The organism is Zobellia laminariae (genome assembly GCF_030553095.1).
Lineage (GTDB): Bacteria > Bacteroidota > Bacteroidia > Flavobacteriales > Flavobacteriaceae > Zobellia > Zobellia laminariae.
Map to the genome: position 1 here is coordinate 3,899,731 of NZ_CP130738.1, position 25,801 is coordinate 3,925,531.

Sequence of the window (25,801 nt, forward strand, 5' to 3'; positions counted from 1 at the left end):
CTACTATTTATTTCGGTCTATAAAAAAATCTACTTTTTCTAAAATGAATCCCATAAAATTTTCACTTATAATTAACAGTTTTCGTAAGACTTTAGATTGCTCTATCTTCCTGTAAATAAGAAAAAGGGCGTATTTTTGCCTGCTGAAAACCAATTTAGTTGCTGCCGATGAACATGCTCAAAAAATTCTTTTTCTCCACGCGTTTAATGTCCGTTCTTTTTATAGTCTTTGCTATCGCAATGGGGCTAGGAACGTTCATAGAAAGTAAGTACAGTACTGAAACAGCTAGAATTTGGATTTATAACACTACATGGTTTGAGGCTATTATGGTCTTTTTTGTTATCAATTTTATTGGTAACATGTTCAGATACCGTTTACTGCGTTGGGAAAAATGGGCAGTTTTAACACTTCACCTTTCATGGATTTTTATCATAATTGGCGCATTTGTAACCCGCTATATCAGTTACGAGGGTATGATGCCTATTCGTGAGGGCAAATCGGAAAAAGTATTCTATTCGGACAAAACTTATCTAACCGCTTATGTAGACGGTGACATTAACGGAGAGGCTAAAAGAAAAACATTACAGGAAGATTTAATAGTTACGGCAGAAGATATAAAATCGAGATTACCTTGGAAGTCAGATTTTAACGGTCAACCCTTTACTATTTCTTATGCAGGTTTTATTGATGGGGCAGAAGAGGGATTAATTCCAGATGAAAACGGAAAAACGTATTTAAAGATTGTTGAGGCAGGTGATGGGCAAAGACATGAGCACTTTCTAGAAAGTGGCAAAGTTTCTAGCATTCACAATGTGCTTTTTTCATTGAACAATGACACTCAAGGTGCCATTAATATTTTTGAAAAGGATGGGGCTTATACTATAAGAACCCCTTTTGAGGGTAATTATATGCGAATGGCAGACCAGTTTAAAGGTCAGGTAGCAAAGGATAGTCTTCAAGAATTTGTATTACGCTCATTATACTCAACAGCAGGAATGCAATTTGTAGTTCCTGAACCTGTAGTAAAGGGTTCTTATGGTGTTGTAAAAGTCTCAAAGGAAAAAATGACAGATGCTACTCTGGATGCCATGATAGTAGATATTACGGTTAATGGAGAAACCGTTCAGCAAAAATTATTGGGAGGAAAAGGTATTTCTAATTTCTCTGAGAAAGTAAATGTAGGCGGACTGGATTTTAGTCTGAGCTATGGTTCCAAAGTATATGAACTTCCTTTTAGTATTAAACTGAATGATTTTATAGCAGAAAAATATCCTGGTACAGAGCAGGGGTACAAATCTTTCATGAGTAAGGTTACTGTTGAAGACGACAGGGATTTTGACTATAGTATTTTTATGAATAATATTCTTGATCATAAGGGGTATCGATTTTTCCAATCTAGTTTTAGTCCAGATGAAAAAGGAACTGTTCTATCTGTAAATCATGATCAATGGGGTACGCGTATTACCTATTTAGGATACTTCTTACTGTACATTGGCTTAATGGGTATTATGTTCTTTGGAAAAACAAGATTTAAGGATTTAGCCGTTTCTCTTGATAAATTGAAAAGTAAAAAAGCAAAACTGACAGCGGTTCTTGTTTTGGGTATGTTGTTAAATGTGAATGCCCAAGAACATTCTGCAGACGATGGTCATGACCATAGTAATATGGCACCTACACAGTCCCAAATAGATTCACTTTTGCAAACTACGATTGTTTCCGAAGAGCATGCGGAGAAGTTCGGAAAACTTGTGATTCAAGATGAAGGAGGGCGGATGAAGCCAATAAATACATTTTCTTCAGAATTGCTTCGGAAGTTAAGTTTAAAGGATGTTTATAAAGATATGAATGCTGATCAGGTATTCTTATCCATGATGTTAAGTCCGGCCGCTTGGTATAATGCAGAGTTTTTAGCTGTAGATAAAAAAGGAAAGAATGATAGTATACGTCACGTAATAGGTATACCGGAAGGGCAACCATTTGTAAAAGCAACTGATTTCTTTGATAAGGAAGGGAATTACAAATTAGAGCCATTTTTGGCAAAGGCAACATCTACCAATATCCCTAATCAGTTTGATAAGGATATTAAAGAAGCCAACATTCGTTTAAGCCTTTTAGACCAAGCTTTAAGTGGTCGTATTATTAAGATTTTTCCTTTGTTGAATGATGAAAACAATAAATGGATTTCAGCCATAGAATATAGGGGAGGGCAGTACCAAGTTTCAGATTCGCTTTACGCTAATTTTATTAAAAACTCGGTGCCTTATTATCTTATGACCTTGCGTAAAGCAAAGGAAACAGGTGATTATGCCAATGCGGATAAGTTATTAGAAGCATTCAAGCAAAATCAAAAAAACCACGGAGCAGAGGTGCTCCCCTCAGAAGATAAAATCAATGCCGAAGTAATTTACAATAAGCTGAATATTTTTAATATGCTATATAAGCTATATGCTTTTGTTGGCGTAATCATGTTTTTTGTTTTAGTATTCCAAATTTTTAAAGACCGCTCTATTTGGCGTATGGCAGTTTACTCCTTAAAGGGAACTATTTTTATCTTGTTCTTATGGCATACTGCAGGTCTTATTTTGCGATGGTACATTTCAGGTCACGCACCATGGACTAATGCTTATGAGAGTATTCTATACGTTTCTTGGGCAACTATGGGAATGGGGCTTCTCTTTGCCAGAAAAAGTGATATGACTATTGCAGCTTCTGCATTTGTTACCAGTATGTTATTGACAATTGCCCATTTAAATTGGGTAGATCCTGCAATTTCTACTTTGGTTCCGGTACTTGATAGTTATTGGCTAATGGTTCATGTTGCGGTAATTGTGGCTAGTTACGGACCGTTATCTGTTGCAATGATTCTAGGTTTAGTTTCTCTGTTACTTATGATTTTTACCAATAAGAAGAACAAGGCCGTAATGGACTTGAATATAAAAGAATTGACAATAATCAATGAATTGTCCATGACAGTAGGTCTGGTCATGTTAACTATTGGTAACTTTTTAGGTGGCCAATGGGCCAACGAAAGTTGGGGTAGATATTGGGGTTGGGATCCAAAAGAAACATGGGCACTAATATCTATTATGATATACGCCTTTGTTATTCATACCCGCTTGGTACCTGCTTTGCGAAGTAGGTGGGCATTCAACTTTCTTAGCGTTATTGCTTTTGGAAGTATCATGATGACTTATTTTGGAGTAAACTACTACTTGGTAGGCTTACATAGTTACGGGCAAAGTGGCGCAGCCGCTATTACGCCAGATTATATTTGGTATATAGTTCTGGCAGCCGCAATTCTTGGTGCTATAAGTTATTGGAGGTTTAAGATTAACTATAGTAAATAGGGGTTATATTTCTAATTTTTATTTAGAATTGTAAGGTATTTAATTAAAAAGAAGTGTTCTTTTTACCATTGTCGTAATATTTAATCTATTTTTTATAGATTTAGCATCTTGTTACGAGGTGAGATGAAAATGATAACTGAAGACATAAGGCTCTTAGAAGGCATGAAGGAAGACGATAATTCTTCTTTCAAGGCTGTTTATGAGAAATACTCTAAAGTTCTGTTTATATACGCTCACAACATTATAAAGGACAAGGTAATTTGTGAAGATATTATTCAGGAGGTTTTTATATCGCTTTGGGCAAAAAGAAAAACGAGTAACATATCTTCTCTAAAACCGTATCTCTTTCAAGCTGTAAAATTTCAAATATTCAATCATTTCAGAAATAACAAATTTTCAACTGAAGATTTGACCAGATTGAATATTATAGACGTTTCAATGAACGTCTCAGATCAACTAGAATATTCTGAGCTTAATCAAATCATTCGGGATCAAGTAGCAAAATTGCCTAAAAGATGTCGTCATATTTTTGTGTTGAGCAGGTATGACCATAAATCGAATAAGGAAATAGCGGAAGAACTTGAGATATCCGTACAGGCGGTAAAAAATCAAATTTCAAAAGCATTGGCATTTCTACGAAACAATCTTCAATTAGAAGAAGCTGTAATTATTTCTCTTATCCTTCTTCATTAGACACTATCATTAGGTTTTAGAAACTGTTTATTAAGCTTTTAGGGCTTTTTGAACAAGCATCTGTAATAAGTATTTCTTAGTTTTTTCACTTTTATTTTATCGATTTGAAAAAATAATGGACTTCTAACGTGTACCATCGCATTAGTTTGGGTACTTAGTTGTGATATCGTTTTCTAATTGAGATATAAATGAACGAAAAAAAAGCAAAAAAGCTCTTTAAAAAATATGTGAACAATGAGTGTTCTCAGGAAGAGAGAGACTTAATGGAGCGTTTTCTTGAATCATACCAAAGTGAGAGTAATCTAAAGTCAGATTTTAGATTTGATAGCGAAACAAAAGAAGAGGTTTGGCAGAAAATTGCAGGTAAGACTAAGGTTCCACAAGCAAAGAAAAATAACTTCAACGGTTTTATACTAAAGTACGCGGCCATTTTTATTGGTTTAGTGGGACTTGCTATGGTTTTCAATTTTCTATCAAAAAACGGCAGTGAAAAGTCCAACTTAGTTATAGAAGATAATGCTATTGTTTTAAAGACAGGAGACAACCAAGCAAGAAAAATTATTGTTGGTGGGGGAGAATCTATTACCGATGAAGACGGAAACATTTTGGCATCCCAATCTAATGACCAAATGGTCTATCATGGTAAGGCAACTACCAAGTTGGTCTATAATGAGATTATTATTCCAAAAGGAAAAACTTTTGAGCTAAAACTTTCTGATGGCACACTTGTACACCTAAATGCAGATACTTCTTTAAAGTACCCAGTAAGTTTTGTCAAAGGACAAGACCGAAAAGTATTTTTAAAAGGCGAGGCTTATTTTGAAGTAGCCAAAGACCCTAAACATAAATTTACTGTGGTAGCTAAAGATATTGATGTTCAAGTTTTAGGAACTCATTTTAATGTTAGCTGTTATACCGGGAAGAAACTTACGCGGTACTCGCAGAAGGTAGTGTAGCTATTAGTGATAAGCGTGCTGGTCAAGTGAGTGATAGTTTAAGTATTCTAAAACCATAGGTCAAAAAGCGGCAATGCAGGAAGATGCTTTGGTAATAAGTAAGGTAGATATAAGCGATTACCTAAACTGGCGTAATGGTGATTTAACTTTTAATAATGAGCCTTTTGAAGATATTATAAGGAAGATAGAGCGTCGTTACGGAGTACGAATTGAAAACGGATATACAGAATTAGAATCTGTCCGGTTTAGGGGAGCTTTTAAAAATGAATCTATAGAAGATTTACTTGACACTTTTAAGGAGAGTGCTGAGTTTGATTACGAGATAACCAATAACCAAATACGAATTAAAAAACCAACATAAACTTATGTGACTTAAAGCCAAAAAAAAATCGGGGAACGCGGCCACGTCCCCCGAATAAGAGTGATTTTAATCCAAGTAAAAACAAATCAAAATCCTTTAAAAATATGGAAAAAAAACCATTGTTTTTCATTCTTATGAAAAACATTCTTAACAAGAATCGTACAGTGAAAATCTCCGTTCTAATGTTTGCTTTGGCTTTGTTCAATCTTCACGCGAATTCCTATTCGCAAAACAAGAAGGTTTCTATAGAGGCCAATAACGAAACTATTGAAAGTGTACTGAAAAAAATAGAAACGCAAAGCGAGTTCCGCTTCTTTTACAAATCGGGACAGTTGAACGTAGCTAAAAGGGTGACTCTTAGGGTGGAAAAGCGCCCAATAAAAGAAGTTTTAAAAATGGTGTTTGGTAATAGTGTTACATATACCTTACTAAAAAACCAGATCGTTCTTAAAAATGACCCTTCGTATAAAGTGCCAATTGAAAGTACAGGAATAGATAATTTGGAGGAAGACCAACAGTCTATAACAGGTGTCATTACTGATGAAATGGGAGTGCCTCTTGCAGGTGCTAATGTTGTAGAAAAAGGAACAACTAATGGTGTTACCGCAGATTTTGACGGTAATTTTAGTCTTGAGCCTAGCTCTGATGATGCTATTTTGGTGGTTTCTTATATAGGTTTTGCTACTAAAGAAATTCCGGTTGCAGGACAGACTACTTTAAATATTAAACTAGTTGAAAGTGCCGCGGGCTTAGATGAAGTAGTTGTAGTTGGATTTGGTACTCAAAAGAAGGTGAACGTAATTGGTTCCGTTTCTCAGGTATCTTCCAAAGACATAGAGAATAGGCCGGTTACTCAGGTTTCTCAAGCAATCACAGGTCAAATGCCGGGTGTTACTGTGGTGCAACGTTCAGGTAGACCCAGGTCAGAGTGGTGGTAGTATAAGCGTTAGGGGAGTAGGTTCTTTTGGAGCTACACCAGATGCATTGGTTCTGATAGATGGTATTGCCGGAAGTATGAACGATATTAACCCGGATGATATTAAATCTATTTCGGTGTTAAAGGATGCCTCTTCAGCTGCCATTTATGGTGCACGTTCTGCAAACGGGGTAATTTTAATTACTACCAAGAATGGTGCTGATAATAAGTTTTCTGTCAATTATAATAGCTACGTAGGTTTTAACGCAGCAACAGAGCTTCCTGAATTTGTAAACTCTTGGGAATATGCAGAAATGTATAATATAGCTTCTGGTAGCAATAGTTTTTCTGCAGAAGACATTGCAAAATACAAGTCAGAAAGTGATTTGGACAATTACCCGAACACAAAATTTTTAGATGATCTTTTCTCTAAGAATGGAGTACAGACATCGCACACGTTAACTCTTAGTGGTGGCGATGAAAAGAACAAGTATTATGTTTCTGTAGGTATCTTGGAGCAGGATGGTATTGTTCCAAAAAATAGTTTTAACAGGTATAACTTTCGAATGAACCTTACGAATAAACTGGGAGACAAGTTTAATTTGAATACACGGTTTTTTGGTTCTGTAGAAAAGAGAGAAGAGCCTCAAGTAACGGGAAACAAAGGGCAAGGTTATAGAAGTGAAACCAATAGAGCAACTGATGCTGCTAATAATGGAGGAAGTTTTGTTGGAGATTTAGTGTCTAATGCCGTTAGATATCCAGCCGTAGTTTTAGGTCAGGATTCTCAAGGGAATTATGGTATTGGACCTGAAAGTGGTGGTACACCTGTAGCTTGGTTGGCTTCGGAATCTTATTTAGAAAATCCAAAAACAAAGGCAGGCGTAAATGTAAAGTTAGACTATAAACCGACCGATGATTTGACCTTTTCGGCGATAGGTGGTTACAACTTTACTCTAAACGAGGAACGTTCTTATTATGCATCGCAACGTCTTAACGAGGATATTTATTTGGGGCAGTCTTATTTAAACCAGTATAGCAATAAAGAGATTTACAAAACACTGCAATTTACTGGTGAGTGGTCTAAGGAAGTGGGTGTTCATGATTTCAGTTTTTTAGGAGGATACTCTTTTGAAAATGAAGAATTTTCGTTTTTCAATGGATACCGTCAAGATTTTGCTAGTAACGATTACACGGTGTTAGATTTAGGTAGTGCAGAGAACCAACAATCAGCTGGTTTTGATTCTGAATGGGCCTTACAATCTTTCTTTTCTAGGTTGAAATATAGTTTTGATGAACGTTATCTTTTTGAAGCAACACTTCGTTATGATGGTTCGTCAAGATTTCCTAAAAGTAATAAGTATGCTGTTTTTCCTGCTGCCGCAGTAGGTTGGAGAGCTTCTCAAGAAACTTTCTTGGAAGATGTTAATTGGTTATCAAACTTGAAGTTCAAAGCTTCTTGGGGTATTTTAGGAAACCAGAATATTGGTAATTATCCATATCAAACTGTATTGGCTTCAGGGCGTGATTACGCCTTGGGTGGCGGACTTTCTACAGGAGCTGCATACTCTAATTACCGTGATGCGAATATTAAGTGGGAGTCAACAGAAACTACCGATATAGGTATTGAAACCGGACTTTTTGATGGAAAGGTAACTTTTAACGCCACTTATTTTAGAAGGAATACTACAGATGTACTTTTTAAACCATCATCTAGTGTGTCTTCTGTACTTGGTGTAGGTATTAGCGAAACCAATACAGGAGCTGTTAAGAACACAGGTTGGGAATTCGATTTAGGACATAGAGGTAGTAAAGGCGATTTTAGCTATTCTATTAATGGAAACTTTTCAGTAATAAACAATGAAGTGGTAACTATGGGTTTGGGTAACGTAGAACAACCAAATGGTTTTGTAGGTAACGGTTCGGACCTTTTTATAGGCTATCCAATGCAGATGTACTATGGTTACAAAACCGATGGTGTATTCTTAAATGATGGAGAAACTTCTAGCTGGCCAGATCAAAGTGCTGTAAACCCTACTTCACAAGCAGGAGATTTTAGGTATAAGGATATTAGTGGTCCTGATGGTGTGCCTGATGGAAAAGTAGACCCTACTTATGACAGGACGTATCTAGGAAGTAGAATTCCTAAATACACGTACGGAGCTAACATCAATTTAAATTATAAAAACTTCGATTTTTCTTTATTCCTTCAAGGGGTGAGCGGTGTGAAAGGTATGTTGGATAATTATGCAGGTTATGCTTTTTTCAACTTAGGAAATATTCAAAAATGGCAAATGGATGGTCGTTTTGATGCTAATAACCCGGTCCGTAATCCTTATTATCCAAGGTTAGAAGTACTAACTAATAGTGGTTCGCCAAACACAGCTACATCAGATTATTGGGTTATAAACGCAGGTTATTTAAGAGTTAAAAATGTGCAATTAGGGTATAATTTCCCTGACTCTTTAACTGAGTTGATAGGCATAGATAACCTAAGGATGTATATAGGAGCAGAGAATTTACATTCTTTTAATTCCTATAGAGATGGATGGGACCCAGAGATTAATTCCTCGGGAAGCTATTATCCTATTTTAACTACGTACACCTTTGGTTTAAACTTAAAATTTTAGAACATGACAAATTTTTTATACACATATATAAGTCGCGTACCTTCCTTTTCTAGGTTGGTTGTTTTAAGCATGACGTTGGTTTTGTTTATTGGTTGCGATAAAGAATTGGAGCAATTTCCTAGTAACGCGTTTGCGAAAGATAATTTTTGGACGTCAGAGTCCAATGCAAACATAGCTTTAACCGGTGCTTATCGTGGTGCAATTGAATACGGTACGCAAGTAGTACCTTCCGATTGGTGGACCTATTGCGGAATTGTTTTTATGGAATTTGCTACAGATAACGCCTATGATCGTAGAGGAGATAACTCTACTCAGAATCGTTTAACGGATGGAACGCTATTACCAAACAATAATGTTGTAAATGGGTATTGGAAAGGTTCTTACAAAAGAATAGCAATTTGTAATGACTTTTTAGAGAATATTGGTAATGTAGAAATGGAACAGTCAAAAATTGATAGAATGGCTGCCGAGGTTCGTTTTCTTCGCGCCTCTACTTATTTCTATATTTCTCAATTTTGGGGAAGCGCTCCTTTGGTTACAAAGACCTTAACACCTGATGAGGCTAATAATGTAGACAAGGTATCAAAAGCAGAATTGGTTTCTTTTATAATCAGCGAGCTCAAAGCTTCGGCAGAAGATTTACCTTCATTTGGTGAATTATCCGGTTCTGAAGAAGGTAGGGCTAGCAAGCAAGCTGCTCTAGCTTTCTTAGGTAGAATGTATTTGGGTGAGCAGAATTTTGCAGAAGCTTCTAAAGTGTACAAGGAAATAATTGACATGGGGGAAAATATAATAGACCCAGATTATGCCTCTCTTTTTACACCTGTTAACGAAGCTAGCAGTGAAAATATCTTTAGCACTCAATATTTTGGAGGTCAAGCAGGAAATTCTTTACCACAACATGCTTATCCCGCAGTAGCTTCTGGGTGGCATATTGTAAATCCATTAGGAAGTTTGGCAGATGCGTATGGTTTTGATGATGGTACCCCATTATCATATGACGACCCTAAGTTTGATTATACAGATATGGGAGCCAATAGAGACCCAAGGTTTAGATACAACCTACTTTGGGATGGTTCTTCTTTTGGAGATAAAATCTATGATTGCAACCCGGATAGTACAGAATCTTTAGATCAGTTAACATATTCTAAGCAGGCAACAAGAACAGGGTATGGATTACGAAAGTTTTTTGATGAATCTTTCAGTGGAAATTTAAAATCTGATTATGGCGGAAACGTTCCAATTATTAGATATGCCGAAGTTTTACTAAGTTATCTAGAAGCTGAACTTGAAGCGGGGAACCCTATTACACAGCAGTTGTTAGATGAGACCATTAATGCGGTACGAGGAAGAGCTTCTGTTGGATTGCCTCCAATAACGGAAACAGATGCAGCAACGCTACGCCCTATTCTTAGAAATGAAAGAAGAATTGAATTAGCATTTGAAGGTCAACGCCTTTGGGACATTATTAGATGGGATATTGGTGATGAGGTTTTGGTAGGGGATTTATGGGGAGCTCCTTTTCCTAATTCCACTTTATATCCAACGACTTCTAAGAAAATAGACCCACAGTCAAGATGGTACGTTACCACAAAGAATTTTAGAAAAGGAATTGATGATATTTGGCCAATTCCAGAATCTGAGGTAAACGTAAATCCTAAATTGGGCAATTAATTATGACAATTAAACGTAGAAAATTTATTCAAAACTTAGGACTTGCCGTGCCCATGCTGGCAAGTCCTTTTAATCCTATTCTTGCAAAAGAAATGGTGTTTACAGATTTTACCTCATCAGACTTGGTCAATTCACCTTTTAAGGCAGATTTTAAAAAGTTAAATGAACGTGTGTGGATAGGAAGTTCCTTCTGGGCGGTACCAATGGAGGACTGGGAAATTAAAAATAACCGACTTGAGTTTTCAGGGGTAGAGAAGCAATCAAGGCTTCATATATTAACTCATGTACTTGGTGAGAACCAAGGAGATTTTCAGTTTACTGGAAATTCGGGATTACTGGAAGATAAAGGTAAAAAAGGAGGTGTCGGTTTTTCCGTTGGGATAAAAGATAACACAGATCCTAATAGTGTAAAAGCGGCTTGTTACTTTGGTAAAGGTGTTTCCGTTGGCGTAAACCTAAAGGGAGAAATTTATATAGATAAGAAGAGGGAAGCACTACCTTATGGATTTGACTTTGGAAATGTTTCTCTTCAGTTGAAGGGGCATAATAATGGAGGTGAAACAGAGCTTGAACTTAAAGCGACTGATGCCGCAGGAAAAAGCATAACTCTAGAGAATACTGTAAAAGGGAGTCTAGACGGACTTGTTGCTCTGGAGAACAAGGGCAGTGAAAAAGGAGAAAGCACCTTTTGGTGGGGCGATATAGAATTTTCAGGCTCAAAGGTCCAATACAAACCGGACAATAGCTTTGGACCTATTCTATGGGCAATGTATACCTTATCACAAGGTAAATTAAAACTTACCGCACAACTTCCGCCTGTAGGAGTAAAAGATGCTCAAATAGTAGAATTACAGTTTTTAAGAAATGGAAAGTGGATAAAAGAAGATAAGGTTCAAATTGATCCAGTTTCGTTTACCTCGATTTTTTCCATTGCGAATTGGAATGCTTCCGAGGATATAAAATATCGTCTACGTTACAGCTTAGACAAAGAAAGACATACCTATGAGGGAGTTATTCGTGAAGAACCCTTAGATAGATCTTTAATCTTTGGGGGACTTACGTGTCAGCATGCCATGGGGTTCCCATATCGTCCGTTAGTAGAAAACTTGGACAAGTCTAATCCTGATATCCTTTATTTTTCTGGTGACCAACTTTATGAGGGTAACGGTGGTTATCCTATTAAGAGACAACCAGAAGACAAGGCTATTCTCAACTATTTGGGTAAGTGGTATATGTTTGGTTGGGCTTTTGGTGATGTATTAAGAAATAGACCTAGTATTTGTACCCCGGATGACCATGATGTGTATCAAGGTAATCTATGGGGTGAAGGTGGAGAAGGAATCACTTTTGAAGAATGGGAGAATGTACGTGATGCTCACGGAGGTCTAGTACAAACTCCAAATTTTGTAAACGTCGTTAATAAAACACAATGCGGTCATATGCCAGAGGCTTATGATCAGGCTCCTATGAAATCTAACATTAGTACGTGGTATACGCACTTGGTATATGGTAAGGTTAGTTTTGCTATTGTTAGTGATCGCCTTTTTAAATCGGGTCCTGAAATGGTGAGAGCGGGAGAGGGGAGAATAGATCACTTGACAGCACCAGCAAAATCCGGAGAGTTGGAATCTGACAACCTTAATTTTATGGGGCAACGCCAACTAGATTTTTTAAATGATTGGGTAGCGGATTGGAAAGGAGCTAACATGAAAGTATTGCTTAGTCAAACGCTATTTTCTAATGTGGGCACGCACCATGGTCCGGAGAAGGAATTTTTATTTGGCGACCTTGATTCTGGGGGATGGCCAAAATCTAAAAGAGATAAGGTTGTTGAAACGATAAGAAAGGCATGTACATTTCATATAAATGGAGATCAGCATTTGCCTTTTATGGTACAATACAGTATTAACGAACCAAGAGATGGAGGATGGACGTTCTGTACGCCTGCAATTTCTACAGGGTATCCTAGATGGGGACAACCAGACTCGGTTAATGTACCTTTTACAGATAGACCAGCACATGGTTTACCAAACACAGGATGTTATAGAGACGGATTCGGGAACGACAATTACATCTATGCTGTAGGTAATCCTACGGATGATTTTGAAGAAGAATTTGATCGTTATCAGAAAGCTCAGAAGAAGGCTTCGGGTTATGGTATAGTTACTTTTGATACAATGGAAAGAACTATAAAAATGGAAGCCATTCGGTTTTTAGCTAATCTTGATATCGAGTCAGATAAAAACACTTATCCGGGATGGCCACTTACAATCCAACAAACCGATAATGATGGTAGAAGACCAATAGGTTATCTTCCAAAATTAGAAGTAAAATTGGCCAATCAATTGCTGAAGATTATTAATGAAGAAACCAAAGAGCTAGTACATGCCATGCGGATTAAAGGCAATACGTATACCCCGTCAGTTTATGAATTAGGAAAGTACACTTTAATTATAGGAGAAGCAGCTGCAGAAAAAACCATAAGTGGTATAGAAATAACCATTGATCCTAAAAAGACTATTTCTGTCTAAGCAAAAAGGAATAAATTTGAGAGTAAATTAATTTATAAATACAAAACAGTTCATGACAAGTTTTAGAAATTATTTTTTAACTGGTACCATCTTATTACTGATGTTATCTGGCTGTAAGTCAAAAGAAGAAAAAGCGGTAGTGAAAGACGAAAGTCCAAAACAACCTAACATTGTTTTTATTTACATGGATGATTTAGGTTATGGAGACCTTAGTTCATATGGAGCAACTGAACTGAGTACCCCTAATATTGATGCCCTTAAGAGAGGGAGGAGTTCAGTTTACTAACGGTTATGCTACATCGGCAACATGTACGCCAAGTAGATATGCCATTCTTACGGGTAGATATCCTTGGAGAAATAAAGATGCTAAAATACTTCCGGGAACAGCGCCTTTAATTATTAGTACGGATCAGCTTACTGTTCCTAAAGTGCTTAAAGAAAAGGGCTATGCTACAGGTATAGTTGGTAAATGGCACTTAGGCTTAGGCAGTGGAAACGTAAATTGGAACGAGAGAGTATCTCCCGGTCCTAATGAGGTTGGTTTTGATTATTCTTATATACTAGCCGCTACACAGGATAGAGTACCTACTGTGTATATAGACAATGGTAATGTAGATGGTTTAGATCCAAACGACCCTATAGAAGTTAATTATAAAGAGAACTTTGAAGGTGAGCCAACAGGATTGGATAACCCAGAGCTAACTACTATGAAATGGCATCACGGTCATAACAACAGTATTGTAAACGGAATACCACGTATTGGTTATATGAAAGGTGGCGAAGCTGCAAAATGGACAGATGTTGATATGGCTGATCACTTTTTGGCCAAAGCACAAGCTTATGTAACTGACCATAAAGATGAGCCTTTCTTTTTATATTATGCTTTACAGCAACCACATGTACCGCGTACACCTCACCCTCGTTTTGCAGGTAAATCTGGAATGGGACCTCGTGGAGATGTTATTCTTGAGGCGGATTGGGTTGTAGGTGAGTTTGTGAAGACTTTAGAGCAACAAGGTCTTTTAGAAAACACGTTGATTGTATTTTCTAGCGATAATGGTCCTGTTGTAAATGATGGCTATTATGATGACTCTGAAGAAAAATTAGGAAACCACACTCCTGCGGGTGTATTGCGTGGTGGTAAATACAGCTTGTTTGAAGCAGGTACTCGTGTACCTTTCATCACATACTGGAAAGGGAAAATTACACCGGGTAAATCAAATGCTTTGGTTTGTCAGGTAGACTTACTTACATCAGTGGCCGCTTTAGTAGGCAGTGATAAAAAAGGAGAGGATAGTGAAAACTTCCTAAATGCCCTTATGGGTAAAACAGATCAAGGTAGAAAGGAATTGGTTTTAGAAGCTGGCGGAAAAACGGCTTTCAGAAAAGGGGACTGGGCTATGATTCCACCATATAAAGGTGCAGCTCTTAATAAGCAAGTTAATATAGAATTAGGTAACGATAGCGAGTACCAACTATATAACTTAAAAGAGGACCTTTCTCAAACTAAAAACGTTGCTAAAGAAAATCCGGAAAAGTTACAGGAAATGGTAGAAGGTTTTGAAGCCATAAGAGGTAAGAATGATGCAGAGATTGAAGAGTTGGAGTTAAAATAGAACCATGTTGAGGTATTTTATTCTTTAGAAATATCTCATTCTAGTTTATAATTATAACCGTCCCCAGTGTAATAAGTGTTCATAACGAGCACATTATACTCGGAACGGTTTTTTATTTTCCTTTTATTTATCGAAAATTAATTGGATATTTGATTCATCATGAAGTTATAGAAATTATGTTCCGCACTAATGTCGCTGGGTTTGTACCCAGAAATTAATCGAACCCACTTCGTTCGGTTTTGGCATATTCTTCTTTTTATCAACATAATTTCAATTCAAATGCCACATTCAAATAGAATCACTTTAAAAAAGCTGTTTCAGTATTTTATAGTTGCTGTAACAGGTAAAGAAACAGAATTCACAACGGGAAGCATCCGTAAGGCCATTTTTATGCTCTCTATTCCCATGATCTTGGAGATGATGATGGAATCCATTTTTGCCATTGTAGATATAGCTTACGTATCACAGGTAAGTGTTAACGCCGTTGCAACAATTGGGCTTACCGAATCCGTAGTTACTTTGGTATATGCAGTCGCCATAGGTTTGAGTATGGCAGCAACAGCTATAGTTGCCAGACGAATAGGGGCAAAGGATGTTAAGGGGGCTCAAGAAGCCGCTGTACAGGCAATTGCGCTAGGAGTTCTAGTTTCCATAATAGTAGGTGTCCTTGGGTTTTTATATGCCGAAGATATACTTGCGCTAATGGGAGCAGAACCTGATTTGATAGCCGAAGGTTCTGGATACACCAAACTTTTATTAGGAGGTAATATTACTATTCTGCTATTGTTCTTAATCAACGCTATATTTAGAGGAGCAGGTGATGCTTCCGTTGCCATGTGGGCTTTAGTGCTCTCCAACGGACTTAATATTATACTAGATCCTATCTTTATTTTTGGCTGGGGACCCATACCGGAGTATGGAGTTATGGGAGCTGCTATAGCAACCAATATAGGAAGAGGTACAGCTGTGTTGTTTCAATTGGCAGTATTGTTCTTTGGCTGGAGCCGCATACAAATCGGCTTTAAGGATATGGTTATTCGCTTTAGCGTAATGCTAAATCTTATTAAAGTCTCACTTGGGGGAATTGCTCAATTTCTAATAGGGACTTCTAGTTGGGTATTTCTTATGCGTATGATGTCAGAGTTTGGTAGTGAGGTACTGGCTGGTTACACAATTGCCATCCGCGTAATGTTATTCACTTTAATGCCATCTTGGGGCATGAGTAATGCCGCAGCTACATTGGTGGGGCAGAACCTTGGAGCTCAACAGCCCGATCGTGCAGAAACTTCGGTTTGGAAGACAGGAAAATACAACGCCTATTTTATGGGTGCTGTTTCTTTAATCTATCTATTTTTTGCTTATGATATTGTTGGTTGGTTCAGTACCAACCCCGTTGTACTGGAGAATGGAGGTTTGTGTCTTCAGATTATTGCTGTGGGGTATATATTCTATGCCTATGGTATGGTGGTAACCCAAGCCTTTAATGGAGCGGGAGATACAGGAACGCCAACAAAAATTAATCTCATTGCTTTCTGGCTGTTTCAATTGCCCTTTGCCTATCTAATGGCAATAACTCTTAATTTAGGTGCTATGGGTGTATTTATAGCTATTACTGCCGCTGAGGTGCTGCTAGCAATAATTTCTATGATTTGGTTTAAAAAAGGCAACTGGAAAAAGGTGAGTGTCTAATACTCTTTTTGTAACTTGATCTTTCTAAATTTTTGAAATTATGCAGCAAAAGAAAATAGGACTCAATACCATTTGTACCCATGTAGGGGAAGTTAAAGACGAACAGTTTAAAGGGGCAATTTCTCCACTTTACATGAGTAGTTCGTATGCTTTTGAAGATGTTGATGTAAAAAGGTATCCTAGATATTTTAATACACCCAACCAAGAGGCGTTGTGTAAAAAGATTGCTGCGTTAGAAAATACTGAAGCTGGCCTTATTTTCGGAAGTGGTATGGCAGCCATTACCACAAGCTTAATGGCTTTTCTTAGAGCTGGTGATCATATTGTTCTTCAGCAAGTATTGTATGGAGGAACTTACAATCTGGTTGTAGAGGAATTTGAGAAGTTTGGTATTGAATATTCATTTACCGAAGGATGGCAAGCTGAGGATTTCGAAAAAGAAATTCGTTCCAATACAAAGGTCATCTATATAGAAACACCTTCCAATCCACTATTGACAATAACCGACTTGGATGCTATAAGTAAACTAGCTAAGAAGCATAATTTGGTTTCTATGATAGACAATACGTTTGCGAGCCCCGTTAATCAAAACCCTATAGATTTTGGTATTGATGTGGTTATGCATAGTGCCACTAAATATATGGGTGGACATTCAGATATTCTAGCAGGAGCAGTTGCATCATCCGAAGAAAACATTCATAGAATATTTGGGTTGGCAAAGAACTTTGGCGGTAGTCTTAGTGACTATACTGTTTGGTTATTGGAAAGGAGCTTGAAAACCATGGGCTTGAGGGTGAAAGCTCAAAATATAAATGCCCAGCATATGGCAGAATACCTAGAAGGGAACGAAGCGGTCACTAAAGTATACTACCAGGCCTAAAGAGTCATCCGGAGCATGAATTGGCAAAAGCGCAAATGAAAGGTTTTGGAGGAATGTTATCTTTTGAGCTTCATGAAGACTATGATGCAAATCAATTTCAAAAAGAACTATTATTAATAAAATCTTCCATGAGTTTAGCAGGGGTAGAGAGTACCGTTCTTTCTCCCAAAAACATCGCACTCCCTTTTGAGTGCGGAAGAGAGAGCTAAACAAGGTATTGCAGACGGCTTAATCCGTTTTTCTGTGGGCATAGAAGAACCAGAAGATTTAATTGCAGATATAGAACAAGCATTAAAAAAAGTAAGGTCTGGTAATGTTGTAGCGACTAGTTAAAGGCATTTAATCAGAACAAAGAACAATACTCAATAAAATAGAATGAAATTAGACATATTAGCTTTTGGTGCTCACCCAGATGATGTAGAACTTGGTGCCGGAGCTACCATAGCCAAGGCCATTGCAAGTGGTAAAAAAGTAGGTATTGTAGATTTAACCCGTGGCGAGCTTGGTACACGAGGCTCCGCAGAAATTAGAGATAGAGAAGCAGCAGCAGCTGGTAAAATTCTAGGAGTTTCGGCAAGAGAGAACTTAGGTTTTGCAGATGGTTTCTTTGTAAATGACAGAGAACATCAATTGCAGATTATAAAGATGGTTCGTAAATACAGACCGGAAATTATTTTGTGTAATGCAATAGATGATCGCCATATTGATCATGGTAAAGGAAGTAAACTAGTTAGTGATGCTTGTTTTTTAAGTGGATTGATTAAGATTGAAACCCAGTTAGAAGGCGAAGAGGCGAATCAAGCACAGTGGAGACCAAAGGTGGTTTACCATTATATTCAATGGAAGAATATTGAACCGGATTTTGTTGTTGATGTTTCAGAATTCATTGAAAAGAAAACGGAAGCTATTTTAGCTTATTCGTCACAGTTTCATGATCCAACAAGTAAGGAGCCAGAAACGCCAATAAGTAGTAAAAACTTTATTGAAAGTGTAAATTACAGAGCCAAGGATTTAGGAAGATTGGTAGGAGTTGAGTATGCTGAAGGATTTACCACAGAACGTTTTGTTGCAGTTAGCAATATAGACGACCTAATTTAAGCTGTTCGTTGATATTTATTTTTAGCCTTGGGTAGGGTAAAGTGAAAAGTACTTCCTTTTCTCAACAGACTTTCTACCCAAATAACTCCATTATTTTTCTCTACCATTTCCTTGCATAGAGATAGTCCTAAGCCCGTGCCTTTTTCATTATTTGTGCCGTAGGTCGTTAAGGTAGAGTTATCTGAAAATATTTTTTCGATGGTATCTTGATTCATACCTATACCGGTATCACGAATAGAGACCTGCCATAAGTCTTTTTTCTCAATAGCGGTAATGGTTACCATACCATTTTCGGGGGTAAATTTTACGGCATTACTGATGAGGTTTCTAATTACAATATCTATTTGGTTAGTATCTGACCACGTCAATGTTTTTGCTTCTAAGTGATTAATAAGACGAATAGATTTGTTCTTTGCCACTTCAGATAACAAGTCAATATTTTCTTTAACAACTGTTTCTAGGGCAACTACTTCAGCTCTAGTAACCGCTCCGTTCATTTGGGTTTGGCCCCATGTTAAAAGATTGTTGAGCGTAAAAGAGATATGGTCTATATCATTAGAAAGTTTGGGCATGAAACCCATAAACTCATTTTGCTCTATTTCACCATCTTTAAATAGTTTTAAAAGCCCTTGGAAAGCAGCTATTGGTCCACGAAGGTCATGGCCAATAATTGAAAATAATTTGTCTTTTGTCCGGTTTATTTCATGCAGTTCAAGTTCGTTTATCTTTAAATCTGCTTGTTTTTTCTGGAGTTCGGAATTCAATTTCTTTTGTACTTTCTCACTTCTGAATACTAAAAGGGTAACAATAATAAAAATTATGAGTATTCCCAAAGCTACATTTACATAAGCTCTTTGTGTATCTAGTTGTTTAGTGTTTTCTTTAATAAGGTCTATTTTCTGTTTTTCATGCTCCATTTTGGTTTTTAGCATGGTTAGACTCTTTTTGTTTTCATTTCTATATAAAGTATCGGATAATGATTGATATATCTCATGGTACTTTAAAGCTTCTGTATAATCTTCTTTGTTCTTGTTTATTTGATACAATGTTTTAGCGCATTGCTTAGAGCCCTCCATGTCTTTTATTCTATCTGAAATAGCATAAGCGTTTAATGCATATAATTCGGACATGGCGTCATTGCCTAGACCTAAATAGGCTTGAGACATACCATTGAGCAATTCAATTTCACCACGATCATCCTGAATTTTTTCATGGAGCATTTCACTTTGTCTATACCAGTAGAGCGCCCATTCAAATTTGTTGTCTTTTAAATAGATTTTAGCTTTAGTAGCATAAGCGTAGGCAAGCCATTCCATTTTCTTGGTTTTTTCAAAAATGGCTATGCTGGTATTAGCATTGTACATGGCATGCTCTAAATCTCCAGTGTCTGCATAAATAGAGGCTATGTTGCTCATAGTTTCAGCAGAGATGGATTCATTCCCTAAGTCTTCGTTTATTTTTTTTACTTTTTTATAGAATTCTAAGGCTTGAACGAAATCATTTTGCGATGCATATAGGTTAGCAACATTTTCATTAAATATAGATAGCATGAATTTATCATCGTTTTCATTTGCGATATCTATACCTTCTAAATAGTAAATCAATGATTTTGCGTAATCTCCTGTATAAGCAAATTCAGAGGCAAGTTTATTTTGTGCCCGTAACCTTAATGCTATATCTTTTGATACGATACTCATGGAAAGAGCATTTTTGAAGTAAAGCATACTTTTGGTATGATTTCCCTGATCTGAATAGTAATTACCTAATCCTAAAAGAGCATAGCTTTCTCCTTTTTTGTAATTGGAGGATTTACTGTAATCTAAAGCAAGTTGTGAGAGCAATAAAAGGCTATCTGTATTGAAAAACCTTAACTCATCACCCAAATTGTTTAGTAGATTAATATGGGTGGTGTCTTTAATAGAAAAATTAGGGGAGCTTCTTAATTCCTTAATGAGTGTTTGCAAGCTATCCTTAGCATCTTGTTGCGCACTTATATTTGTTGTAGACAATACAAGTAAGCCAAAAAGCAAAATAGCTAATTTGGACATTAGGTTAGAGGTCAAAGAATGGATTTTGACAAAAAGCATTTCTAAAATTAATTATTCATCTAATGTATCTACATACTGTTGATATCTCTAAAAATTGTTGTGAAACGCTAAAAATTGTGTGTTTTAGCGAGAGTAACTTGCATTTTATCGATGTTTTTCAATTTTTTATTGATGTTTATACATTCACTGTCAAGCTGTTCTAGTAAAGAATATAGGTGTGGTATGAAAATAACCGAAGTTTTATTTTGAAAGATTACATGAAAAAAAGTATCTTTGCCACCGCTTACAAATGGTGGTTGTAGCTCAGCTGGTTAGAGCGCTTGATTGTGGTTCAAGAGGTCGCCGGTTCGAAACCGGTCTTCCACCCCGAAATAAAAAGCCTTGTCAATTTTGACAAGGCTTTTTTGGTTTTATATATGACCTCAAAAAAGGACATAAAAAAACCTGCGTTTAGGGCAGGTTTTTTAATTACTGGTACAATTTTTATTCAGCAGCTTTATCTACCACTAAACGTTTGTTTCTATTGGCTACTTCCCAAGCTGTGTAAAAGACTAAACGTGTACGATTTTCAAGAAGATCGTAGTTAATCTTGTCCGGCGTATCTCCTGGTTTATGATAATCTGCGTGAGTTCCGTTAAAATAGAAAATAATTGGAATGTTGTTCTTTGCAAAATTGTAATGGTCACTTCTATAATAGAAACGATTAGGGTCGTTCTCGTCGTTATAAGTGTAATCCAACTCAATATTAGTGTACTTGTCGTTAACCTCTTCAGAAAGCTCGTGTAGGTCTGTACTGAGCTTATCAGAGCCAATTAGGTAGATGTAGTTGCGGTCACCATCACGTTCTGGGTCAATACGGCCGATCATATCAATATTAAGATTGGCAACTGTGTTTTCTAGGGGATATATTGGATCTATATCTGTATAGTACTGAGAGCCTAATAGTCCTTTTTCCTCACCTGTAACATGTAGAAAAACAATTGATCGTTTTGGACCCTGTCCAGCATCCGCAGCCTTTTTAAAAGCTTGTGCAATTTCTAAAAGAGCAACTGTACCAGAACCATCGTCATCCGCACCATTGTTAATTTCTCCATTGGCAGTAATACCAATGTGGTCCAAGTGAGATGAAATCACTAAGTACTCGTTAGGCTTTTCGGAACCTTTTAGTATGGCAACTACATTTTCGGACTCAATATCGCCATTTTCGCTTTTGACATTAACAATCAGTTTCTTCGCTAAATTTTTTGGTTTGTTATCGGATACAATACTTGGTAAAATAGCCTTAGCCAATTTTGCATCGATTAAAAAGTTAAAAAACTCATCTGAATCGTCTTTAGCTAATTCCATTCTGCCACTTTCGTTGGTCTTCATCCATTCAAACCTACTTTTAAAGCGCGCAAAGTTAGTTTCGTCATAATAAAGAATGCCTTTAGCTCCTTTAGAGGTAGCTAGCTCTAAACGCTTGCCTAAAGATTCTGACATGTTACTCCAGATAGACTTTTCGGAAGACCCGGACAAAGATAGTTTCCGTTAGCAGCAATTGGCTCACCAGATTTAACTAAGATTACTTTATCCTTAACGTCAATATCTTTGTAGTCAGAATAATCACCTTCTTCAATACCATAACCAACGTAAATGATATTATCAAAAGTTCCTTCTGCTTTAGAAAAAGTAAGGAAATCTTCTCCTAACGGGTACTCTTTGCCATCAATAGAAAGAGAACCTACGGGTAATTGGCTAACTTGAAGTGGTACTGTTTGAAAATAGTTTCCGTCTGCTTGTGCAGCAGGAATTCCCATTTTTTCGTATTGGGCTTTTAAATATTCTACAGCCTTTTTTTGATAAGGTTTCCCGGTTTCCCTTCCTTCGTATTCATCGGAAGCGTAGGTGTAAAGATGTTCTTTAAGTTCACTTTCGGTAATAGTTTCTGCGAAAGGTTCAGGGGTACTGGTGGGTTTAGCAACTGCGTTTTTATCGCCATCAGAAACAGTTGTTTGTGATGAGTTGCAGGCCATAGCCAATCCTATGGCAAGGATAATGAGTTTTTTCATGTTGTATGAGTTATGCTTTCAAAAGTTCCCAAAATTAACGAAAACAAATAGAACAGGTCTGCTGGCTGGGCAATAATTATGTGTGTTGATTTATTACTTTTTTAGTTAACTTGCCTGAGGTTTTACCAAATCCAGATGTACTTATTGATATGAGAATTTTAAAACTACTAATTGCCTGTGGCTTAGCAGGAACCATTAACCTTTCCTGTAATCAAATTAAAAAAGAAAAAATGACCGAATTCGCTTCCGAGCTACCAAAAGCAAAATTTGAGAAGAATATTAATCCTGAAGATTTTACTACAAATATAAAAGGAGATTCGGTAAAGTTCTTTGTTCTGACCAATGCAAATGGAATGGAAGTTACTTTTACGAACTACGGACAACGTTTAGTTTCGTTATATGCTCCTGATAAGGATGGTAGTTTTAAAGATGTAGTGCTAGGTTTTAATAATTTGGAAAATTATAGGTCGAAAAAAAACTTTTATGGTGCTACAATTGGCAGATATGGAAATCGTATAGCTAAAGGAAAGTTCTCTTTAGATGGTAAAACATATGATTTAGCCATTAATAATAATGAAAACCACCTGCACGGAGGAGAAGTAGGATTTGAAAGTGTAGTTTGGAAAGTTGTGGAGCAGTCTAAAAACGCAATTAGCTTTAGCCGTACATCTCCTGATATGGAGGAAGGTTACCCGGGTAATTTAGATGTTAGGGTTAGTTATGTTCTTACGAATGATAATGAATTGCAAATAAGCTACGAAGCAAAAACGGATAAACCCACGTATGTAAACCTTACCAATCATTCGTTCTTTAACCTTAAAGGAGAAGGGGAGGGAACAGTAAATGATCATATTGCACTATTGAATGCAGATAAGTTTACACCGGTGGACAATGGTTTGATTCCAACAGGAGAATTGAGGGATGTGGCAGGGACCCCTTTTGATTTTAGAACACCAAAACTTATTGGAAAGGATATTGAGGCTAATTATGACCAAATTAAGCTGGGTAATGGTTACGATCATAATTATGTTTTAAACGAAGTGCCTAAGAACCGCGAGGGCTTAACGTTTGCAGCTAAGGTTTTAGAGCCTACTAGTGGTCGTACGTTAGAAGTTTATACTTCTGAACCTGAGTCCAGTTTTATACAGGTAATTTTTTAGATGGCTCTGATATTGGTAAAAGCGGTAATCCTTATCTCCGTAGAGGTTCCTTTTGCTTAGAGACACAACATTTTCCAGATTCGCCTAATCATCCTGAATTTCCTAGTACACAATTAAACCCGGGAGAAACATATACGTCATATTGTACCTATAAATTTGGTGTTACTAAGAACTAAATACCGCTTTAATTAGACTTTTTATGTTGAGCAGCAAATCGTGACGGAATCACACCTTTTAATTTTTTAAACTGTCTGTTGAAGTTAGAAATCGATGAAAATCCGGATTGTTCTGAAATTTCTAGAATAGAATTTTGGTCGTCTGCTCTATTTAATAATTGACACGCATGCTCTATACGAAGCTCTATCAAGAATTGAAAAAAAGTCTTATTGGTATGCTGTTTGAAAAATTTACAAAAGGCATTGGGTGTCATATGTACTTTGCTTGATACGGTATCTAAATTAATTTCATTCTGAAAATGAGTCACCACGTAATCAAAAATGGTTTGCATACGTTCTCCTTGGGAACTCCCCATTTTCTTTGAAGACACAAAGTTTGTCAAGGTCTTTTTATCTGCATAACACAGGTTTTTTAGTAAATTGAAAAAGCAAATGAAACGCTCCAGTTTTTGCAAATTTGGAAGCTGTTTCATAGCATTTTGAATATCTTTCGTATCACCTAAAACCTGAAAACCTTCTTTTGAAACATTAAAAAGGGGGTGCAACTCCTCCAAGTCTGGTAATTCAAAAAATGATTCGCCAAAAGTAGTTTCCGTAAAGAATAATGAAATTCTATGGGCTATTTCATCTGTACTATCATTTTTGAATAAATGCGGGCTATGAGGACCAATCACAAAAAAGTCGCCATCTTCAAATGGATGAATGCTATCGCCAACAATCAATTTTCCCTTCGCCTTTACAATTAAAGTCAGTTGAATTTCTGCATGCTGATGCAGTTTATCATAGAAAACCATCTCCCGGTCTACCTGAACTATTAGATTTTGGTGCAGCGGTTTTGGAATTTGAAAAGGATGTACTTTCATTTTATAAATTAAGCGTATTTAAGTCAAGTAGTTGATATATTGGTTTAATGATGGATAATATAGTATATAATTTTGATAATATGCTCTAATTAGTACTGACTATCTTCTACTAATTTTGTGTGTGTAATTAAAAATTGACCAGATGAAATTTGAATGGAAAGGCGTTATGCCAGCGGTGACTACAAAATTTAATGAAGATGATACGCTTGATCTAAAGATGTTCCGTACCAATATAGAAGCTCAAGTAGAAGCTGGGGTTCACGGAATTGTTTTAGGGGTTCTCTTGGTGAGGCAAGTACTTTAACTGCAGATGAAAAAAAGGTACTTATAAAAGAAACAGTTCAGATAGTTGAAGGTAAGATTCCTGTTATAATGACCATTGCAGAGCAGGCAACTAAAGTAGCGCTTCAAGCGATTAAAGATGCCGAAGAAAGCGGTGCAGACGGACTTATGATTCTTCCTCCTATGCGTTATAAGTCTACGGATAATGAAACTGTTCAATATTTTAAAGAATTAGCTAGTAGTACTGAGCTTCCTATTATGATTTACAACAACCCTGTAGATTATAAGATTGAAGTAACGGTGAGTATGTTTAAAGAACTAATTGAATTAAAAAATATCACAGCGGTAAAAGAGTCAACAAGGGATATCATTAATATTGGACGTTTACGTAATGAATTTGGTTCTGATTTAAGCATTTTGACTGGAGTAGATCCTTTGGCATTAGAAAGTCTCTTTATGGGTGCCGATGGTTGGGTGGCAGGTCTTGTTTGTGCTTTTCCAGCAGAAACCGTTGCTATTTATGAACTGGCTAAAGCTGGTTATGCAAAGGAAGCTACTGAAATTTACAGATGGTTCTTACCATTATTGGAGCTAGATATAAGTCCGCAATTGGTTCAGAATATTAAGTTGGCAGAAGTTGCTACGGGTATTGGTACCGAAATAGTTAGAAAACCAAGACTTCCATTACAAGGAGAAGAACGAGATAGAGTTTTGAAAGTAATTCAGGACGGACTTAAAAGTAGGCCTAAATTACCCGATTATAAAAATTTGAAAGTACTAAACAAGCAGTTGGCCTAATACCGTAATCTCATTAAAATTGAGAAGGAATT

General features: G+C 36.7%; 14 protein-coding genes, 1 tRNA gene and 4 pseudogenes. 15 read left to right on the plus strand and 4 right to left on the minus strand.

Annotated features, from left to right (window positions below; all coding sequences use genetic code 11):
• Positions 1 to 167: 167 nt before the first annotated feature.
• The 12 genes and pseudogenes from Q5W13_RS18715 to bshB1 all read left to right on the plus strand — a co-directional run bounded on the left by Q5W13_RS18715 (position 168) and on the right by bshB1 (position 18,391).
• Positions 168 to 3,347 carry a cytochrome c biogenesis protein gene (locus Q5W13_RS18715; protein ID WP_304446549.1) on the plus strand — a complete coding sequence of 1,060 codons (3,180 nt, stop codon included), beginning with the start codon at positions 168 to 170 and terminating at the stop codon, positions 3,345 to 3,347.
• 129 nt (positions 3,348 to 3,476) lie between these two features.
• Positions 3,477 to 4,040, plus strand: a complete 564-nt coding sequence (locus Q5W13_RS18720; protein WP_304444060.1) for an RNA polymerase sigma-70 factor — start codon at positions 3,477 to 3,479, stop codon at positions 4,038 to 4,040.
• A gap of 188 nt (positions 4,041 to 4,228) precedes the next feature.
• A complete protein-coding gene (locus tag Q5W13_RS18725) occupies positions 4,229 to 4,996 on the plus strand; it encodes a FecR family protein (RefSeq protein WP_304444061.1) in 768 nt (255 codons plus the stop codon).
• Between the two features lie 73 nt (positions 4,997 to 5,069).
• On the plus strand, positions 5,070 to 5,357 hold the full coding sequence (locus Q5W13_RS18730) for a FecR family protein (protein ID WP_304444062.1): 288 nt from the start codon (positions 5,070 to 5,072) through the stop codon (positions 5,355 to 5,357).
• Between the two features lie 104 nt (positions 5,358 to 5,461).
• Positions 5,462 to 6,295, plus strand: coding sequence for a carboxypeptidase-like regulatory domain-containing protein (locus tag Q5W13_RS18735; RefSeq protein WP_304444063.1), 834 nt, complete (start codon positions 5,462 to 5,464; stop codon positions 6,293 to 6,295).
• Complete coding sequence (locus Q5W13_RS18740) at positions 6,246 to 8,903, plus strand: SusC/RagA family TonB-linked outer membrane protein (RefSeq protein ID WP_304444064.1); 2,658 nt, start codon at positions 6,246 to 6,248, stop codon at positions 8,901 to 8,903. The genes Q5W13_RS18735 and Q5W13_RS18740 overlap by 50 nt, the downstream gene beginning before the upstream one ends.
• Before the next feature lie 3 nt (positions 8,904 to 8,906).
• On the plus strand, positions 8,907 to 10,577 hold the full coding sequence (locus Q5W13_RS18745; protein ID WP_304444065.1) for a RagB/SusD family nutrient uptake outer membrane protein: 1,671 nt from the start codon (positions 8,907 to 8,909) through the stop codon (positions 10,575 to 10,577).
• A 2-nt stretch (positions 10,578 to 10,579) separates the two neighbouring features.
• The gene (locus Q5W13_RS18750; protein WP_304444066.1) at positions 10,580 to 13,108 is read left to right on the plus strand and encodes an alkaline phosphatase D family protein; all 2,529 of its coding nucleotides are present in this window, start codon (positions 10,580 to 10,582) and stop codon (positions 13,106 to 13,108) included.
• Between the two features lie 100 nt (positions 13,109 to 13,208).
• Positions 13,209 to 14,724 (plus strand): annotated as a pseudogene (locus tag Q5W13_RS18755) (sulfatase family protein).
• Between the two features lie 279 nt (positions 14,725 to 15,003).
• Complete coding sequence (locus Q5W13_RS18760; RefSeq protein WP_304444067.1) at positions 15,004 to 16,413, plus strand: MATE family efflux transporter; 1,410 nt, start codon at positions 15,004 to 15,006, stop codon at positions 16,411 to 16,413.
• A 40-nt stretch (positions 16,414 to 16,453) separates the two neighbouring features.
• A pseudogene (locus tag Q5W13_RS18765) lies at positions 16,454 to 17,626 on the plus strand (trans-sulfuration enzyme family protein).
• Between the two features lie 42 nt (positions 17,627 to 17,668).
• Positions 17,669 to 18,391 carry a bacillithiol biosynthesis deacetylase BshB1 gene (gene bshB1 / locus Q5W13_RS18770; RefSeq protein ID WP_304444068.1) on the plus strand — a complete coding sequence of 241 codons (723 nt, stop codon included), beginning with the start codon at positions 17,669 to 17,671 and terminating at the stop codon, positions 18,389 to 18,391.
• Here the strand turns inward: bshB1 and Q5W13_RS18775 are convergent.
• The gene (locus Q5W13_RS18775) at positions 18,388 to 20,454 is read right to left on the minus strand and encodes a tetratricopeptide repeat-containing sensor histidine kinase (RefSeq protein ID WP_304444069.1); all 2,067 of its coding nucleotides are present in this window, start codon (positions 20,452 to 20,454) and stop codon (positions 18,388 to 18,390) included. The genes bshB1 and Q5W13_RS18775 overlap by 4 nt on opposite strands.
• Positions 20,455 to 20,730: 276 nt before the next feature.
• On the opposite strand from Q5W13_RS18775, the gene Q5W13_RS18780 reads away from it, so the two are divergent.
• Positions 20,731 to 20,806 (plus strand) — tRNA-His (locus tag Q5W13_RS18780).
• Positions 20,807 to 20,922: 116 nt separating this feature from the next.
• Here the strand turns inward: Q5W13_RS18780 and Q5W13_RS25320 are convergent.
• Together Q5W13_RS25320 and Q5W13_RS25325 are read right to left on the minus strand one after the other, a co-directional pair.
• Complete coding sequence (locus tag Q5W13_RS25320) at positions 20,923 to 21,921, minus strand: M28 family peptidase (RefSeq protein ID WP_368662312.1); 999 nt, start codon at positions 21,919 to 21,921, stop codon at positions 20,923 to 20,925.
• A complete protein-coding gene (locus tag Q5W13_RS25325) occupies positions 21,906 to 22,490 on the minus strand; it encodes a hypothetical protein (protein ID WP_368662313.1) in 585 nt (194 codons plus the stop codon). The genes Q5W13_RS25320 and Q5W13_RS25325 overlap by 16 nt, the downstream gene beginning before the upstream one ends.
• Before the next feature lie 353 nt (positions 22,491 to 22,843).
• Between Q5W13_RS25325 and Q5W13_RS18790 the strand changes: the two are divergent.
• Positions 22,844 to 23,826, plus strand: a pseudogene (locus Q5W13_RS18790) (aldose epimerase family protein).
• Between the two features lie 8 nt (positions 23,827 to 23,834).
• Here the strand turns inward: Q5W13_RS18790 and Q5W13_RS18795 are convergent.
• Positions 23,835 to 24,689, minus strand: a complete 855-nt coding sequence (locus Q5W13_RS18795; RefSeq protein WP_304444070.1) for an AraC family transcriptional regulator — start codon at positions 24,687 to 24,689, stop codon at positions 23,835 to 23,837.
• Positions 24,690 to 24,831: 142 nt separating this feature from the next.
• Between Q5W13_RS18795 and Q5W13_RS18800 the strand changes: the two are divergent.
• Positions 24,832 to 25,769, plus strand: a pseudogene (locus tag Q5W13_RS18800) (dihydrodipicolinate synthase family protein).
• Positions 25,770 to 25,801: the final 32 nt, after the last annotated feature.